This is a genomic window from Micromonospora kangleipakensis (genome assembly GCF_004217615.1).
Classification (GTDB): domain Bacteria; phylum Actinomycetota; class Actinomycetes; order Mycobacteriales; family Micromonosporaceae; genus Micromonospora; species Micromonospora kangleipakensis.
The window spans coordinates 4,929,190-4,945,854 of record NZ_SHLD01000001.1 but is presented as its reverse complement, the minus strand read 5'-3'; the positions used below and the strand labels follow the sequence as shown (position 1 = coordinate 4,945,854).

Annotated in this window: 14 protein-coding genes; 9 read left to right on the top strand and 5 right to left on the bottom strand. The window is 69.5% G+C overall.

Going from position 1 to position 16,665, the window contains the following annotated elements; all coding sequences use genetic code 11:
* Positions 1–239: 239 nt before the first annotated feature.
* Positions 240–668: a PPOX class F420-dependent oxidoreductase gene (locus EV384_RS23815; protein WP_130336654.1), complete on the top strand. Its 429-nt coding sequence runs from the start codon at positions 240–242 to the stop codon at positions 666–668.
* Between the two features lie 801 nt (positions 669–1,469).
* Here EV384_RS23815 and EV384_RS23810 read toward each other — a convergent pair.
* Positions 1,470–1,850, bottom strand: coding sequence for a nitroreductase family deazaflavin-dependent oxidoreductase (locus EV384_RS23810; protein WP_207232436.1), 381 nt, complete (start codon positions 1,848–1,850; stop codon positions 1,470–1,472).
* An 824-nt stretch (positions 1,851–2,674) separates the two neighbouring features.
* Between EV384_RS23810 and EV384_RS23805 the strand changes: the two genes are divergently transcribed.
* A complete protein-coding gene (locus EV384_RS23805; RefSeq protein WP_130336650.1) occupies positions 2,675–3,724 on the top strand; it encodes an SEC-C domain-containing protein in 1,050 nt (349 codons plus the stop codon).
* A 408-nt stretch (positions 3,725–4,132) separates the two neighbouring features.
* Here the strand turns inward: EV384_RS23805 and EV384_RS23800 are convergent, their stop codons facing one another.
* On the bottom strand, positions 4,133–5,380 hold the full coding sequence (locus EV384_RS23800) for a MalY/PatB family protein (RefSeq protein ID WP_130336648.1): 1,248 nt from the start codon (positions 5,378–5,380) through the stop codon (positions 4,133–4,135).
* A gap of 476 nt (positions 5,381–5,856) precedes the next feature.
* On the opposite strand from EV384_RS23800, the gene EV384_RS23795 reads away from it, so the two are divergent.
* The 5 genes from EV384_RS23795 to EV384_RS36340 all read left to right on the top strand — a co-directional run bounded on the left by EV384_RS23795 (position 5,857) and on the right by EV384_RS36340 (position 10,064).
* Positions 5,857–6,582: an ABC transporter ATP-binding protein gene (locus tag EV384_RS23795; protein WP_130336646.1), complete on the top strand. Its 726-nt coding sequence runs from the start codon at positions 5,857–5,859 to the stop codon at positions 6,580–6,582.
* Positions 6,583–6,677: 95 nt separating this feature from the next.
* A complete protein-coding gene (locus tag EV384_RS23790; RefSeq protein WP_165440049.1) occupies positions 6,678–7,349 on the top strand; it encodes an ABC transporter permease subunit in 672 nt (223 codons plus the stop codon).
* Complete coding sequence (locus tag EV384_RS23785) at positions 7,346–8,692, top strand: sensor histidine kinase (protein ID WP_242624247.1); 1,347 nt, start codon at positions 7,346–7,348, stop codon at positions 8,690–8,692. The genes EV384_RS23790 and EV384_RS23785 overlap by 4 nt, the downstream gene beginning before the upstream one ends.
* A 14-nt stretch (positions 8,693–8,706) precedes the next feature.
* Entirely contained in the window at positions 8,707–9,354 is a 648-nt protein-coding gene (locus tag EV384_RS23780; RefSeq protein ID WP_130336642.1) for a response regulator transcription factor, read from the top strand.
* Between the two features lie 377 nt (positions 9,355–9,731).
* Positions 9,732–10,064 carry a transposase gene (locus tag EV384_RS36340; RefSeq protein ID WP_242624246.1) on the top strand — a complete coding sequence of 111 codons (333 nt, stop codon included), beginning with the start codon at positions 9,732–9,734 and terminating at the stop codon, positions 10,062–10,064.
* On the opposite strand, the gene EV384_RS23770 is transcribed toward EV384_RS36340, so the two are convergent.
* Positions 10,061–12,220 (bottom strand): amylo-alpha-1,6-glucosidase, encoded by a 2,160-nt coding sequence (locus tag EV384_RS23770; protein ID WP_242624245.1) that lies wholly within the window; start codon positions 12,218–12,220, stop codon positions 10,061–10,063. The genes EV384_RS36340 and EV384_RS23770 overlap by 4 nt on opposite strands.
* Positions 12,221–12,820: 600 nt before the next feature.
* Between EV384_RS23770 and EV384_RS23765 the strand changes: the two genes are divergently transcribed.
* Both EV384_RS23765 and EV384_RS23760 read left to right on the top strand, forming a co-directional pair.
* Positions 12,821–13,111 (top strand): hypothetical protein, encoded by a 291-nt coding sequence (locus EV384_RS23765; protein ID WP_130336640.1) that lies wholly within the window; start codon positions 12,821–12,823, stop codon positions 13,109–13,111.
* Between the two features lie 361 nt (positions 13,112–13,472).
* Positions 13,473–13,943, top strand: coding sequence for a phage holin family protein (locus tag EV384_RS23760; protein ID WP_130336638.1), 471 nt, complete (start codon positions 13,473–13,475; stop codon positions 13,941–13,943).
* A 246-nt stretch (positions 13,944–14,189) separates the two neighbouring features.
* Here EV384_RS23760 and tnpB read toward each other — a convergent pair whose 3' ends face one another.
* Both tnpB and EV384_RS23745 read right to left on the bottom strand, forming a co-directional pair.
* On the bottom strand, positions 14,190–15,617 hold the full coding sequence (gene tnpB, locus EV384_RS23750; RefSeq protein ID WP_130336636.1) for an IS607 family element RNA-guided endonuclease TnpB: 1,428 nt from the start codon (positions 15,615–15,617) through the stop codon (positions 14,190–14,192).
* Entirely contained in the window at positions 15,614–16,189 is a 576-nt protein-coding gene (locus EV384_RS23745; protein WP_130336634.1) for an IS607 family transposase, read from the bottom strand. The genes tnpB and EV384_RS23745 overlap by 4 nt, the downstream gene beginning before the upstream one ends.
* Positions 16,190–16,665 lie beyond the last annotated feature (476 nt).

Sequence of the window (16,665 nt, the reverse complement as noted above, 5' to 3'; positions counted from 1 at the left end):
CCCAGCGGAAACACTGAGGTCGCCCCTGGCAGTGTGGGGGTCGAGCGTCCCGTCTGACATCCGCACCTGACATCAACGGAGCCGAACGCCAGCGCACACCAGCGGACGGATCAGGGAAAGGTCTCGGACGTCCCGAACGGTGGCGGACGCCGTGACCATCGCCGGGTGCGCCTTGTAAGCGAGGCGTCAGGCAGCAGCAGTCCGCGATGGTTGCGGCCGGACGGCACCACAATGGCCGCATGGCAAAGTCGATGATCGATGGGCAGTGGCAGCAGTTCGTCTCGTACGGCACCCGCACCGGCAAGCTCGCGACGACACGGGCCGACGGCTCGCCGCACGTCGTCCCAGTGTGTTTCTTACTCGACGGCGACGACGTGCTGTTCAACACCGGCAAGACCTCGGTGAAGGGCCGCAACCTCGCCCGCGACGGCAGGGCCGTGCTGTGCGTCGACGACGAGAACCCGCCGTACGCGTTCGTGACGCTGCGTGGGCGCGCGACGATCACCGAGGACCTGCCCGAGATGCGGCGGTGGGCGATCCGGATCGCCGAGCGCTACATGGGGCCGGACCTGGCCGAGGCATACGGGGCGCGCAACGCCGTGCCGGGCGAGCTGCTGGTGCGCCTGACCGTGGAGAAGGTCGTCGGGCACACCGGCATCTCCGACTGAGCGACCGCCCGCGCGGAAGCAGAGAGGAAGCATCGAACGTGCCGCCTGTGGCCGACACGTCACGACAGCAGGCGGCGTGGTAGCCGAGCTGAGCGGCACGGGATGACAACCGACCGCAGCAGACGCTGCGCCGCACCGGCGTTCGGGACGAAGAGGTCAAGAGCTGTTCCCGCGCCGGCCGTCAGCGACGGTCTCCCAAGAACCGGAGACAGTTCCGGCCGAAGGGGGTCAGCTGCCAATCTTGCCGTGCTGGAGAGCGATGAGTCGTACCGTGGCGGCGCCGAGAAGACCTGTGAGTGCTGCGGGCAACCCAGCCGCCGCACCTGGTGCATGGTGACTCGTGACGGCCTCCCGTACGCGGTGTTCTTTGCCGCGTGTTACAACCATGCTGGCGTACGCGAAAGCTGGATTGACGTGGTATTCGGTACGTGGGGTCAGGACACCGACTACGACGACCACCTCACCTTCGGCTGCCGCTTCGGCCCAGGCGCCGGCAGCGATCTGCCTGGGGCTACTGCGGTAGACGCTGCCTCGGCGGCGCCAACGGCCCCCTCTACGGTCACAAGCTCACGCGAGCCGAGGCCCTGGCCCACCCAAAACTCAGCGAGTTCTGGGATGTGATCGACTTCGTCGTGGCGAACGATCCACTGGTACGCCAGCACCACTACGGGCATCGGGCACCTGCGAGCCAGTAACGCCGCCAACGGCAGATCGCTAACTGACGGAACGGACAGGGCGCACTGCTGATCGAACGCCCTGTCATGTCGCATTGCGGGCGTGCAAACCGTCGGGCAGCATGCGTTAGCGCCTTTGCAGTACAACCACGGGAATCTGGCGGGTGGTCTTCCGCGCGTACCCGTCGTAGCCCTTGTACATGTCGGCCATCTGCCGCCACAGGCGCTCGCGGTTCTCGCCGGCGGTCTCGCTGGCGGTGACCAGGTAGGTCTGCCGGGCGATCTGTATGGAGGCGTCCGGCTGCGAGCGCAGATTGAGCCACCAGGCGGGGTGCCTGGCGCTGCCGCCGTTGGACGCGATGATCACCCATCTGTCGCCGTCGGTCTGGTACATCAACGGTACCGTCCACGACCGCCCCGACTTGCGCCCGGTGGTAGTCAGCAACAGCACCGGTGCGCCGAACATCTTGCCGCCGAGCTTCCCGCCGCTGCGCCGGTACAGCCACACGGCCGTACGCAGAAACCCTCGCGTGAGCGCTCTACCGAATCCACCAGACCGTTTCGCCATGGTCACTATCTACCAGACCAGGGGGTCGGTGGATAGCCGGCTTAGGTCGCCAGATGCGCGCTCATGCCGCCGACCGTGCGCGCTGTGTCTCAGCGCACCGGTCACGCTGAGTAAACGTCAGCCTCGAGTCGGTGCAGCGTCCTGCGTAACTCCGAAGTGGTCAGGCCGGCCATGACGGCGACACCAATACCGCGCCCAGATCAGCCACTGCCAGCGCAGGCTCCGATTCCACCAGGTACGGCTGGTCACCGATCGCCAAGAACCAGCCACTCCGGCAGGGCGACGTCGCGCCCGACGTGGCCCGAGTGCTCGGTAACGACCTTACCGAGCACCGGTTCGCGGTATCGCCGGCGAGGACACCGGCGGAGCTGCGTCGGTCGCCGGGCTGTCACAGGCCACCGACGCCGTCAGGAGTAGGACCACCACCGCTGCTCGGAGAGCGCTCGGCGCACCCGCAGTATCGACCGTCGGCGAACCGATGTGCCCTGGGCAAGATCGCCGGCCCGACGATCTCCGTCGCGATCGTGGTGCCGTCGGCGCGGCCACCCTCGGGACGCCGCCCCTTGGATGCTCGGCACCCATTCGCGCCGCAGCCAGCGTCCGCATCTCAGCCAAAGAAGAGCCGCCCTGCCTCTCGACGGCCGGGTCCCCGGCCGAGACCGACGCCCCGATTCCCGCCCGGGACGGCGGCCCGAGGCAGCGTGAGATCGGCGTAACAGGTGATCAGCCAGCGCTACGGACGGAACCCGACGTACCGTGAGATCGTGCCGACGAGAGATGTGATCACCACCGCTGACCTCGACGAACTTCGCCGCTCGGCGCTCGGCGCGGCCAATCCGCTCGGCGTCGCCGCCGACCTGGCAGACGCGGTGGAGCAGGGCCGGCTGGCGGAGCCGGAGGACGCCGGGGACGCGCTGACCCTGGCCGCGGAGATCGCCGAGATCCGAGGGCGGCTGGACGCCGCGCTCCGGTACGCGGACCGGGCCTTGGAGGCGTACCCGTCGGTAGAGGATGCCCGGGCCGGCTTCGCCCGGGCGATGCGGGCCCGGATCCTGTTCCGGGCCGGCGGCCGGGAGGACGAGGCGATGGCGGAGCTCACCGCGCTGCGCCAGCTCCTGATCGAGCAGCCCGAGGCCCCGGCGTACGTCAGCGCGGCCCTGGACGCCGGCGGTCTCTCGGTGATCGCCGAGGAGTGGCTGAGCGAGGCGGTCGACACCGTGCTCGGCAGGCGCGCCACTGCGGCCGGAGCACCAACGGAGGCCGTACCCGCCGCCGAGGCGACGGTGGAGGTCGGCCCTCCGGAGGCGCCCGGCGTCCTCTTCTTCCTGCTGCAACAGCGGCACCGGGTACGCCGGGACTTGAACCTGCCGCATGATCGGCAGGACGATCTGGCGGACCGGCTGGAGGCTCAGCTCGTCCGCCGGGCGGAGCAGCGGCAGGGCACGGAGCCGGACCTGCTCTTCTGGCCCCGGGCCGAGTTCGACCGCCTGCTCGCCGAGCACGCCGAGCTGACCGAGGCGTACGGGCCGGACTGGGACGCGCACCGGGGCCGCCTGGAACGGCACCTCGTCCAGCAGGCCAACACCGGCCGGACCGGGCTGAGCGTGGTCAGCGCATCGGTGGATGGGCTGAACGGCTATGCCAGCCGGCACAACGGGGATCCCACGGATCCGGAGATCCGCACCCGCTACGCGCGAGATCTGGCGACCCGGCCCGGCGCGCAGATTTCCTGGCCGTCGGAGCGCAACGACGCCTGCTGGTGCGGCTCGGGCCGCAAGTACAAGCAGTGCTGCCTGCCGCGCTCCCGTAGCTGACCGCCTGCCAATCGCTGCCGGCGGCAGTCGGGCCAGGCCGGCCTCGACGAGCGCTCGCAGCGAAATTGGGGTGGCCGCAGATCGGAATCACGAACGTACGCGATCGCCTGCGCCGCGGGGACGATCCACGGCCTCCTACCTGCGGTCTTCTGTTTGCGAAGGTCAGAGGAGGTGCAGCGTCCCGCGTCACACAACTGCACTCAACGGCAGCGAACAGCAGTCATCGGCCAGGTGACGGGATGGCTGCGATGTGCGGATTCACGTCGAGGCTCAGATGTTGCTCGAGGCAGCGGCCAGATCAACATCACCTCCTACTCGGTGTCCATCAGCTGACGTCCGTACCCCCGACCCGGCGGCTGGTCGATCCCAGCGCCGGGTCGTGGAGGCACGGCGTCTGGGACCGAGGGCTCAGCCCGCCGACGGGTGGTGCGCGTCGGCTGCCCGGCCCATGCGGGTGACGGCGTCGGTGAGGATCGCGGGTGAGGTGGCGAAGTTGAGTCGTACGAAGCCTGCCCCGCCGGTGCCGAAGACGTGCCCGGAGCTGAGGGCGACCCGCGCGCGGTCGAGGAACATCTTCGCGGGCCCGGCGACATCGCTGGCCACGCCGGGTTCGCCGTCCGACTGTCCGATGTCGATGCCCAGCGCCGTGCAGTCCAGCCAGGCGAGGTAGGTGCCCTCGGGCCGGTGGTACCGGGCGGACGGCATGTGCTTCGCCAGCAGCGTTTCCAGCAGCGTGCGGTTGGTGTCGAGGCCGTCGAGGACGAGGTCGAGCCACGGTCCGCCGGCGCGGAACGCGGCGGTGTGCGCGATGACCCCCAGGTGGCTGGGCCCGTGGCTGACCTCTTCCGGCATGCGGTCGAGGTCGGCGACGGCCTGCGGCCCGGCGACCGCGAGCGCCGCCTTGAGGCCGGCGAGGTTCCACGCCTTCGAGGCGGAGATCAGGGCGAACGCGTTCTCCGCGCCGGCCACCGTGAGGTACGGGGTGAAGTGCGCCCCGGGGAGCACCAGGGGGGCGTGGATCTCGTCGGAGATCACCCGCAGGCCGTGCCGGTCGGCCAGTTCGGCGACGGCCTCGAGCTCGTCACGGCGGTGGACGACGCCGGTCGGGTTGTGCGGGTTGCACAGCAGGAACGCCGGCCGGCGGCCGCGGGCCCGGGCCCGGCGGAAGGCCTCGTCGAGAGCGGCAAGGTCCATCCGCAGGTCGGGTCCGAGTGGGGCCTCGATCACCTGCCGGCCGCTGTGGCTGGCGAAGGCGTAGAAGGGCGGGTAGACGGGGGAGCAGACCACCACCGCGTCCCCGGGGTCGGTCACGAGCCGGAGCACCTCGACGATGCCCATCATCACGTCGGGTACGACCATGGTGCGGTCGACGCGGAAGTCGTTCCAGCCCCACCGCTGGGCGGCGAAGTCGCCGAGCGCCTCGGCGTACGCCGTCCCGTACGCGTATCCGGTGTCACCGAGGTCGATCGCGCTGCGGAGCGCGTCGGCCACGGCGGGAGCGAGGGGTACGTCCATCTCCGCGACCCAGAGGGGAAGCACGTCGGGCGGGTGCATGCGCCACTTCACGCTGGTGCGCTGCCGGAGTTCGGGCAGCGTCAGCCGGGTGAGCGGATTCTGCGCCGTGAAGCCGTTGGCGGAGGGGACAGGGCTTGCCATGCCGCCCACCCTAGGCCGTACGTCGACGTCGCCGCCCGGTCGGGCGCCGACGAGCGCGACGCCCGGTGCTGTTCCGCTATTGCTGCGACCGCCACTGGCCCTCCGGTCAGTGGGGCCGGGGCGGTAGGACACGTAGCCGGCACCGGGCGTCAGTCAGGTCGTGTCGCCTCGTCACCGCTAAGGTGGCCACGAGGTCTCCGGTTATGGGTTCTTCTTCGTCGTTGAACCACCTACCGGAGACCTCGCTGTCTGTCGATCACCGACACGCCGACGCCGGTCAGACGATCTCCACTACTGAAACACGGCCTAGTGTCCCGTGACCCTGATCGGTTACGTCGCGAACAACTCGAAGGTAAACCGATCAGGGTCACGGGACACTAACTGGGTCGGGACCGCGATGGGGGCGGAAAACCTCCAGGCGGAGTCGGATGTTTTCCGGCTTCCGACCGCCGACGGCGTTGCCTAGCGTCGATCGTGTGATCGAACTACGTGAGCTGACGAAACGCTACGGCGACCGGGTCGCCGTTGACGGGCTGAGCGTCCGGGTGCAGCCGGGGGTGGTGACCGGCTTCCTCGGCCCGAACGGATCCGGCAAGTCGACGACGATGCGGATGATCCTCGGCCTAGATGCCCCGGACCATGGCGAGGCACTGATCGGCGGCGTCCGGTACCCGGACCTGAACTGGCCGTTGAAGACGGTCGGCGCGCTCCTCGATGCCGGGGCGTTCCATCCCGGCCGCAGCGCCCGTGCGCACCTGACCGCGCTGGCCGCGAGCAACGACATCCCCGGTTCCCGGGTCGAGCAGGTGCTGCGCATCGTCGGTCTGTCCGACGCGGCAACGCGGCGTGCCGGTACGTACTCGCTCGGCATGCGCCAGCGGCTCGGCGTCGCTGTGGCCCTGCTCGGCGACCCGGGCGTCCTCCTGCTCGACGAGCCGGCCAACGGACTGGATCCGGAGGGCATCCGCTGGATCCGGGACCTGCTGCGCGGACTCGCCGCCCAAGGCCGGACGGTGTTTGTGTCCAGCCACCTGATCGCCGAGATGGCGCTGACCGCCGACCGGCTGGTGGTCATCGGCCGCGGCCGGCTGCTGGCCGAGACGACCGTCGCCGAACTCGCCGCCGGCGACGACAGCCTGGAGGACGCGTTCTTCCGGCTCACCTCACAGGCCACCGACTATCGCGGAGTGGGAGCGTCATGAACGGGTACGGATTCCGGCACGCGGCCCGGATGGAGCGGATCAAGCTGAGCAGCGTCCGGTCGACGTGGTGGCTGGCGATCGCTGCGGTGGTCTCGATGGCCGCGGCCGGGGCCGGGGTGGGACTCGGGTACCGATCGCACACCCCGGTCGCCACCGCCGCCCAGATCCTGAACAACAGCCTCGGCGGCGCCATTGTGGCCCAGCTGCTCCTCGGAGCGCTCGGCGTCCTGATGGTGACCGGCGAATACGGCACCGGGATGATCCGCTCGACGTTCGCCGCCGTCCCGCGGCGTCGGATCGTCTTGGCCGCGAAGGTCGCCGTGTGCGGCGGCGCGGCTCTCACCGTCGGCCTGGTCGCGAGCTTCGCTGGCTATCTGAGCGGGCAGCTCGCGATCCGCGGCACCGCCATCCCGGCCGCATCCCTCGGAGACCCGGCGATCCTGCGCGCGGTCGTGCTGACCGGCGTTTATCTGGGCGTCACCGCGCTGATCGGGGTCGGCATCGGGACGATCGTGCGGCACTCGGGCGCCGCGATCGGCACGCTGTTCGGTCTGATGTTCGTCCCGATGATCGTGGCCGGCCTGTTCGGCGAGAGCGGAATCCAGCTCGGCCGCTTCGTCCCGCTGTTGATGCTGCTCAACTCGATCGCGGTGACCTCGCCGGTACCCGGGCTGTTCTCCAGCTGGATCAGCGCGCTGCTGATGTGCGGGTACGCGGCGGTAGCGATTCTGTGCGGCGGCGTGCTGCTCCGCCATCGCGACGCGTGACCAGCGACAATGGGCTGATGACCGCGCTGCGCGCTCCGTTCACCACACTGGCCCTGCGCCGGGCGGTGTTCTGCGTCGTCGGCGTGGTCAGTGCGGCCGCGATCCTGAGCGTACCGGCGATCGTGCCGGCCCTGGGCGTCCTCATCCTCTGGGCGACCGGAGCCATGTCCAACCAGCCCGCACCTACCGTCGCACCGGTGTTCCTGGTCCTGTTTCCGCTCACCATCGCGCTCCTGGTCGTGCTGGCCGCCCCGATCGGGCGCGCGATGGGAGCCGTGCATCGCTCACTCGCCGACCGGCTGCTCGACGTGCACGTGGACGCCCCGCCGCCCCGGCTCTCGAAGCGGATCAGCGCCGTGGTCTCCGACGGACCGGGCTGGCGCGCCGTCGGGTACGGCCTGCTCAAGGTGCCACTGGCCATCCCCGAGGGCTACGGCGCATTCTGCTACGTGTTCGGCCTGGTCAACCTCAGCTACCCGGTGTGGTGGCCGCTGTTTCGCAACCACCCGGCCGGAACGCGCCTCGGACCGGTGTGGGCGCTGACGCCGTTCGGCACTATCAGTACGCGGACGTTCGCCGGAACGTTCCTCATCGCCGCGGCCGGCCTCGCCATGCTGCTGGTCGCACCGTGGTTGATGCGGGCCGGTACGACACTGGACCTTGCCGCCATGCGACGGCTGCTCGGTCCGCGTCGGCTCGCCGAGCGGGTACGCGAACTGCAGGTCACCCGGGCACGCGCGATCGACGACGCGGCCGCGATGATGCGCAGGCTGGAACGGGACCTGCACGACGGCGCGCAGATCCGGCTGGCCACGCTGGCGATGAACCTCGGCATGGCGACCGAGAAGCTCGGTGTCGACGGCCTGCCACCCGACCTCGCACAGGCCCGCGAACTGGTCGCGCTCGCCCACCGCGGAGCGAAGGATGCCCTCGCCGACCTGCGCGACCTGGTGCGCGGGATCCACCCGCCGGTCCTCGACAACGGTCTCGGCGACGCGCTGGCGACGCTCGCGACGAGCAGCGCCATCCCGGTCGCGGTGAACGTCGAGCTGCCCGACCGCCCGGCGCCCGCGATCGAGACCATCGCTTACTTCTGCGCCTCCGAGCTGCTCGCGAACGCGGCCAAACACAGCCGGGCGACCCGTATCGGGCTCGGCGTCGTCCGATCCGGCGAGCGCCTGATGTTGACCATCAAGGACGACGGCATCGGCGGGGCGAACCCGGACGGTCCCGGCCTGTCCGGCCTGGCCCGCCGCATCGCCGTCGTGGACGGCCGGATGCGCGTACACAGTCCGACCGGCGGTCCGACCCGGGTCGAGATCGAGCTGCCCACACAGGTGTGAACGGAGGCGACGACATGCGGGTGGTGATCGCGGAGGATGCCGCGATGATGCGGGAAGGGCTGGTCCGGCTGCTCACCGACCGCGGTTTCGAGGTGTGCGCGGCGGTGGCCGACGCGGATGCGTTGCGGTCCGCGATTGCCGCCAGCGTACCGAATGTAGCCATCATCGACGTCCGGATGCCACCGACGCACACCGACGAGGGACTGCGCGCCGCGATCGACATCCGACGCGACCATCCCGACGTCGGTGTGCTGGTGTTCTCCCAGTACGTGGAGACCCGCTACGCGACCCGCCTGCTCGCCGACCGGCCGACCGGCGTCGGATACCTGCTCAAGGACCGCGTCGCCGACGTCGCCGATTTCGTGGACGCGCTGACCCGGGTGGCATCCGGTGGCACCGCGCTGGATCCGGAGGTGGTCGGCCACCTGATGCGCGCCGGGCAGGACACGGCCGGGGTGGCGTCGCTGACCCCCCGGGAGCGTGAGGTGCTTTCGCTGATGGCCGAGGGACGATCCAACGCCGGGATCGCGGCGGCTCTTGTCATCACCTCCGGGGTCGTGGAGAAGCACGTGGCGAACATCTTCGCGAAACTCGGTTTGCCGTCCTCGGATAGCGACAACCGCCGGGTCCTGGCCGTCCTCCGCCACGTCAGCGGCGGCTGATGTCACGTGATGCTGTTGTCTTTACGTGACGATGGTGTGGTTGGCAGTCGGGGGGAGTTGACGGCGGAGCAGCGTACTGAGCTTCCTGCGCTCATGACCAGCACGGAGGTGTCGGCGGCGGTCGGGACGCGGGCGCGGATCGTGTTGTGGCATGCCGAGGGACCGGGCTGTCGCACTGGTCCAGCCGCAGCATGGCCGACTACGTCACCCGCACGAGTAGGACGCCGGTCTCGCATCACTGGGTCGCGAACCTGTGGCGCGAGCATGGCCTCAAACCGCACCCGCAGGGCACCTTCAAAACTCAGTAAGGATCCGCGGTTCCCCGACACGGTCGCCGACTCGTCGGACTGTATCTGGACCCACCCGGCGGGGCAGTCGTGCTCAGCCTGGACGAGCAAACCCAGATCCAGACCCCGGACCACACCCAGCCGCTGTTACCGATCGAGTTCGACGCCAGCGAACAACGCACCCACGACTACGTGCGGCACGGCACGACCAACTTATTCGCCGCCTTGAACATGAACACCGGCGAGGTCGTCGGTGACTGCATGCCCAGCCGCAACGGAGCCGCGTTCCTGGCCTTCCTCAAAAAGGCCGTCGCCCCGCATGCCGGCCGAGAGATCCAAGTGTTGCTGGACAACCTGTCCACCCACACCACCCCCGATGTCCGATCCTGGCTGGACAGCCACCCGAGCGTGCATTTCCACTAGTCGGCGGGCGAGACCGTGCAATCGGAACCCGCGGCTTCGACGTTCCACCGTCGCCCGAGCGCCGCTACGTGGTGCAGGCGGATCCGTCCGAGTTCGTCGGGGACGTGAGCGTCGGCGACGAGTTCCCCCTCCCGCGGTTCGAGGCCGAGCATCGTGCGCAGGAACAGCAGAGGCGCCCCGCTGGCCCAGGCCTGGGGGTTGCAGGCGGTCGGGTACGGCACGGGCTGACGGCCGAAGGACCGGTCGTAGCCGGAGAACGCCTCGGGCAGCCGGTGCTCGGAGTGCCGGGACGCTTCCAGCATCGCCATCGCGATCCGGTTGGCCTCGTCGCGGTGACCGTAGCGGGCCAGCCCGGCGGCGATGATCGAGTTGTCGTGCGGCCAGACCGTGCCGACGTGATAGCCGATGGGGTTGTAGCCAACATCGGCGGTGGACAGGGTGCGCACCCCCCACCCGGAGAACAGCTCGGGAGACATCAGGTGTCGCGCGAGCTGTCCGGCGCGTTCCTCGGGGACTATCCCACTCCAGAGCAGATGACCCATGTTGGAGGTCATCGAGTCGATCGGCCGTTTGTCGCCGTCGAGGCCGACGGCGTAGTAGCCGCCCCGCTCGGGGATCCAGTAGTCCCGATTGAACTGTTCGCACAGGCGCGCGGCGTCGGCGCGTAGTCGCTGGGCCATGGCCGGGTCCTGCCACAGTCCCTCGGCGAGCTCGGCCATGCGCAGTTTCGCGTCGTAGGTGTAGCCCTGCACCTCACAGGTGGCGATCGGTAGGACGGGTATCCGCCCGTCGGCGTACTGCACGCCGTCGGGGGAGTCCCGCCAGCACTGGTTGCCCAAGCCCTGCGTGGATCGGGTGGCGTACTCGACGTATCCGTCGCCGTCGCGGTCGCCGTAGTGGTCGATCCACCGCAGCGCGGCCTCGGCATTGCCGCGCAACCGGCGCACGAGGTCGGCGTCCCCGGTCCACCGCCAGTACTCCGAGAGCAGGATGAGCCAGAGCGCGGTGGTGTCGGCACTGCCGTAGTACGGGTGGTAAGGCTTGAGCCCGAGCTGGGTCAGCTCACCCGAGCGGTACTCGTGGAATATCTTGCCAGGTTCCTCGTCGGTGAAGTCGTTGAACCCTTTCGCCTGATGCGTCGCCAGCACGATCAGGGCGCCGCGGGCGACATCAGGGCCGCAGGTCACGGTCTGGTAGGCGGTGATCACCGTGTCGCGACCGAAGGTGGTCAGGAACCACGGCAGGCCCGCGGCAAGGAGGACGACCGGCTCGCCGGCGATGGTCTTCTCGATCCGCATGGACACCAGATCGACCGCCGACCTGTGGTAGACGTCGCGGAGCAGATCGACGTCGGTGTGCAGATGCGGCTTCTCCGCCGCCCACCGGGTCGACGGGTCCTCCGGCCCGTGATCGAACGCCTCGCCGAACCCGCGGACCGCCGGTCGGTAGTCTTCCTCGCCGCAGCGCAGCGGAACCTGCAACTCGCAGGACCACTGCTGCCCCCGCTCGAGACACACATCCCACACCAGGGCGTCGCCGTCCACCAGGTCGGCCGGCGGGTCGGCCTCGACGCGTACCGACGCCGCATAGCTGCCGTTGCGGTACCCGAACCCGAGTGCCGAGCCGTCCGGTTCGTGCTGACGGATGATGTCCGGGGCACGGTCGCGGCCCGACTCCTTGATCTCGAACAGGTCGGCGAAATCCGTCCCGACCGCCACACGCAGGCGGAACGACACGGGCTCGATGCCGAAGTACCGCAGCTCGACGCGTTCGTAGAGGCCGTCGCCGACGAAGCGCTGCCGTCGCACGCCCACCCGGTTGGCGGGCAGGTGGGGCAGGTCGGAGTTGGCCAGGAAGAACGCCGCCGAGTACGCGTCAACGGTTCCCGAGGAGAGCACCAGCAGCGGCGCGTCGTCGATCGTCAGTTCCCACTGGTTGAGGAACCGGGTGTCGTCGTGCACCAGGCCGCCGATGGAGCCCCTCGGCACGTCTCCGCGGGCGTCGGAGAACATGAAGGTGCGACCCTCCAGCACGCCGATCGCGTCCGGCCCCAACTCCGGCGGCATGTCTCGGCAGGCGCCGCTGGACACCCCGGGCCGCGTCCGTGCGTCCGGCATCGGGTCGGCGGGCGTCGGCCGCCGTGATGTCGCGGTCACCCAAACCTCCTCACGTCGTCGGTCCGCCCATGCCGAGCGTCGCTCGCAGCGGAAGACCGCCGCCGAGCCGCTGTCAGGACTTGGTCATTCCGAACCAGGGTTCCCGGCCACACGCAAGTCATCCCATGGCACCCCGCTGCCGTTGGAATGGAGAGGCGGTGGAGTTCCGACATCTCCAGCCATAACGTCCGATCCGCGCGCTCCACCTAGGCGACGACGGGGAGCCGTGAGCCGGGTTCGCAAGGGAGCGGAGCGGGAGCACCGCACGCTGAACGGAGCTTGAACTCCCTTTCGGCTTGGGTGTCGCTGCGCCGCGCCTGCACCCGGCATCACCACATCGTCGGTTCGAGGCTTCCCCCTTGATCCGTTCGGTTGCGGCGCTGAACCCGTCAGGGGTGCCGCTGCAACGCGCCACGTGGGACACGTTCACCTCGTCAATCTTCCTGTCCTCGACGAGCGCCGGGGTCACGTCGGCGAACCGTTCCTGATAGTCACGTGAGGTCGGGTGGCAGCGTCCCGTTTCACACAACTGCACTCGCACTGGCTAAAGGGCGGCCCTGTTGGCGCAGTCCCGGTAGTCAGGGGCAAGGTGCATCGGCCGTGGACTACGACGCCGAGATCCCGCGGGTGGCGGCCGATCACTGCTGCGAGATGGCGGAGCGGACCGTGGGGCCTCTGGTCCTGAGCGGCGTGGACCGGCACCGGCTGCTCGCTCTGCCGACATGGATCCCGCTGGGCGCCATCGGACCTAACCGGGACGGCGTAAGTCCCGGCGCGCGTCGTGCTCAGGGGCGGTCGCCCGGCATGATGTCGTCGTGCCGGAAGCAAAGGCGGCGGCATCGGCTCGTCCTCGCGAGCGCGGGAAGCGAGGCGGGCCAGCAGCCCGGGTAGTCCGTCCTGGCCGCACATCATGCCGCAGTGGTCTGTCAAGAAGGCAGTGCCTGCTGGCCATTCACGTGCACGGCAGCAAGGCCAGTCGAGTGTCACAACTACCGCAGCCGACCGTGCTCAAGGGGAGCCACGCCACGCACCTTGACCGGACGAGTACTGCGGACCGAACGGGTCGCTGACCCTGGCAGATTGCGGGAAGACTTCCCGCGGTTGCCCCGTGTGCCGAATCAGCCGTCCGACCCGTCCGGGCACCGATGGCCTCGAATCAGCCCTTGTCAGCTTCGTCGTTGGTCCTGCCCGGAACACCAGCGGACAGGTATGGCGGTGACCTTCGTGGGTAAGCGGCGGACGAGGGGGAGCCATGAGTGACGCGGCGGCGGAACGGTCCGGAGGATCCGGAAGGGCGGTTGGCCCGACCGAGCGCTTGGCTGCGGACGTGGCCGAGGTGGTGCGTGAGGAGGTCCGGGAGGTACGCACCCAGCTGATGAGGGTGGCTCGTCCGACGGGAGTCGGCCTGGCGCTGCTCGCCACCGCCGGGGGGTGTCTCGTCCTGGGAGTCGGGGCTGCTTCAGCAACCGTGCTGCGCATGCTGGAGACCTTTTTGCCCCGCCGGCTGGCTACCGCGGGACTCACCGGGGGCTATCTCGTCGCCGCCGTTGTGCTGGGACGCGCAGGCTTAAGCCAGCTGCGGGCGGCCGGAGGCGGCCCGGCCTGGCTGGCGGACGAGATGCAGGACGCCGTCTCCACCACCGCGAGTCGGGTGGTGCCGGCCGGTGCCGCCGCCGTTCGCGACGAGCTCGACCGGTGGGGTTCCGGCCGGCAGGACTATTGATGTCGCCATGCGCGGGCAGGCAGCGTCGATCCTGGCGTCGCCGGTGGTCGGTGCGGCAGGGACTGCCGGCGTGACCGGGACGACCGTAGTACGGGATGCCGAGGACCAGCTTGTCGCGCGGCGCACCGCGGGCGATCCAGCCGTCGATCGCCACGTCGGCAGAGAAGTCCGGGCTGTCCGGCGCTCCCGCCGGCACGCGCAGCGCCGACTGCTGATTGGTCACCGCGCGCCGTGGAAGTCGTACCGTTACCTTTCAGTGAGTAAATGTGACTCACGATTGGCAGCCGTCCGTTGCCGGGCGGCGTTGACCGGGTGAACCGGTCTTGACGCTTCACGGCCCGCTGCCCCGCCTGCGGGTGCAGGTCTTACGGGTCTTACGTGGGCTCCACGTCCTGTTTTTGCGTCGCCCAGCAACTCCAGGTCGACGTGCCGAACTAGGCCGGCAAGATTACGTGCGGCGTTGACGTCCCGGTGCAGGGACAGTCCGCACGTGGTGCAGTTGAAGGTGCGTTCGGCCAGCGACAGCTTGGGTTTCACCGTTTGACAGCCTGAACAGGTTTTGGAGCTGGGGTACCACCGGTCGGCGACGTGCAACACGCTGCCGTACCAACCGGTCTTGTAGCCAAGGTGCCGGCGTAGGGTCGCCGGGGCGGCGTCGATCAGAGCCCTGGCCAGCTTACGGTTGCGGACCATCCCGGCCACGTGCAGGTCCTCGACCACGACCGTGGTGAACTGTTGCGCCAGCCGGGTGGTGAGTTGGTGCCACGAGTCGGCGCGGACAGCGGCGACGGTGGTGTGCAACCGGGCCACGGTGTCCTGCGCCCGCTGCCACCGATTGGACGCGGTCCGCTTACGCCGGGTGGCCGGGTCGTACGGGCCGATTCGGCGGGCGGCCCGGCGTTGGGCCTTGCCGAGTTTCTTCAACGCCGCCTTGAACGGTGCCGGGTTGGGCACCAGCTCGCCGGTGGACAGCACCGCCAGGTGCTTGATGCCGGTGTCCACGCCGACGATCCGACCGGCTTTCGGCGTGTGCGCCGCACGGCCCACGGCGCGTTTGACCGCGACCTGGAACGAGCAGAACCACCTGGCGGCGGTCTCGGTGACGGTTGCGGACAGGATCGTCGCGGTGCCAGCCTTCACCCGCCGGGCCAGCTTACGGGTGGACTCGTGGGTGCGGATGCGGCCCAGCCGTGGCAACACCACGTGCCGGTAGCCGGGGTCGACCCGGATCGCGCCGGTGGTGAACCGGGCCGACCTGCGGCCGTGCTTCCTCTTGGTCCGGGGCCAGCCCATCCGGCGGCCCTTGCGGGCACCGGTACGTGAGGCGTGCCAGTTGCCCAGCGCCGCCGACAGGTTGGCCAGGCCGGTGTTGAACGCCTCTTTGGAGCATTCCGCCCACCACGGCGCCACCCACGTCTTGATTTCGTTCCAGGTGCGGCGCAGGTCCGGTAACGACCAGCCCTGCCACGGGGTCAGGTCCGCCTCGGCCACCCCGTAGCTGGCCTCGGCGGCGCGTTGCGCCTTGACCGCGCTGACCCGCCGCAGCATGTGGTTGAAAGCGAACCGTGCCGCGCCGGTGTTGCGGCGCAGACCGGCCACCTGCACGTCGCTGGGGTCGAGGGCGAACCTGTACGCCTGAACGGTCCACCCGGCGGGCGACTCGTACCGTTTCACGAAAGGTCCCCGGCGGTGGCGGCGGCCACGGCGCGGCTGGCCCGGTCCGCTGCGCCGCGGCGGCCGTACAGCCGGGCACACAGGCTGGTCAGGATCTCCGTCACGTCCCGCACCAGGTCGTCGTCCACCCCGGCCGGGTCGACCACCAGCAGCCGACGTCCCTGCGCGGCTAGCGCCGCCTCGACGTACTCGCCACCGAACCGGGCGAACCGGTCCCGGTGCTCGACCACGATCGTGGTCACCTTCGGGTCGCGCAGCAGCCCGAGGAACCTCTCGCATCGGCCGTTCAGCACGGACCCGACCTCGGTCACCACCCAGGAGACGAACATGTCCTGCCCGGTCGCCCACGCGGTCACACAGGCTACCTGCCGATCCAGATCGGCTCCCTGGTCGACCGACGACACCCGGGCGTAGACGACCACCCGGCCCTGGGTGTCACCACCGGCCACATCCACCATGATCGTGCCAGACGGAAGACGCCGAGCGGGCACCGGCATGGTCCCCTCGCGGAACCATCGGTACGCGGTCTGCGGGTGCACCCCGCTGCGACGCGCCCACTCGGCAAGCTTCATCAGACCGATACTAATACTCACAGATTCGTACGCCGATGTGAGTGCATCGCGGTATCACGGCGACAGCGCCGGGGACGCGGAACAAGATCGTGCATCCGACGACGGTATTGCCCAAGGTCCCACGGTTGTCGAGAGCGTGCCGCCGCGGCCAACAAAGTGGACACCACCTCCGAAACGCTCACCGAGCTCCCGTTGTACACGGTGTCCTGACCATCGATGCGGTTGAAGAGCGCGGAGCGTGACCCTCCAGAAGAGAGGGGGAGGTCTCGCCTGGCTCTTGGCGCTGCGATCCGCCATCGCGTCTCGCCTGTCGTCCAAACCGCCTTGTAATACTGCCGCCACTCCACCGGTTCGCCGGCCTGCCACAGCCGTTGAGCTGGCCGCGCCACACGGACCAGCCGTTGCTGTTGCCGACGACGGGTGCCGCAGGGCGTGAGGTTGCTCGACGTCGCGGTGACGCGACATCGCGATGCCGA

What these genes read in the sequence shown, in the direction of transcription:
- EV384_RS23800 (WP_130336648.1), bottom strand. Translation starts at nt 5,380, where the DNA reads ATGGCAAGCCCTGTCCCCTCCGCCAACGGCTTCACGGCGCAGAATCCG.
- EV384_RS23815 (WP_130336654.1), top strand. Translation starts at nt 240, where the DNA reads ATGGCAAAGTCGATGATCGATGGGCAGTGGCAGCAGTTCGTCTCGTAC.
- EV384_RS23760 (WP_130336638.1), top strand. Translation starts at nt 13,473, where the DNA reads ATGAGTGACGCGGCGGCGGAACGGTCCGGAGGATCCGGAAGGGCGGTT.
- EV384_RS23745 (WP_130336634.1), bottom strand. Translation starts at nt 16,189, where the DNA reads ATGAAGCTTGCCGAGTGGGCGCGTCGCAGCGGGGTGCACCCGCAGACC.
- EV384_RS23780 (WP_130336642.1), top strand. Translation starts at nt 8,707, where the DNA reads ATGCGGGTGGTGATCGCGGAGGATGCCGCGATGATGCGGGAAGGGCTG.
- EV384_RS23790 (WP_165440049.1), top strand. Translation starts at nt 6,678, where the DNA reads ATGGCCGCGGCCGGGGCCGGGGTGGGACTCGGGTACCGATCGCACACC.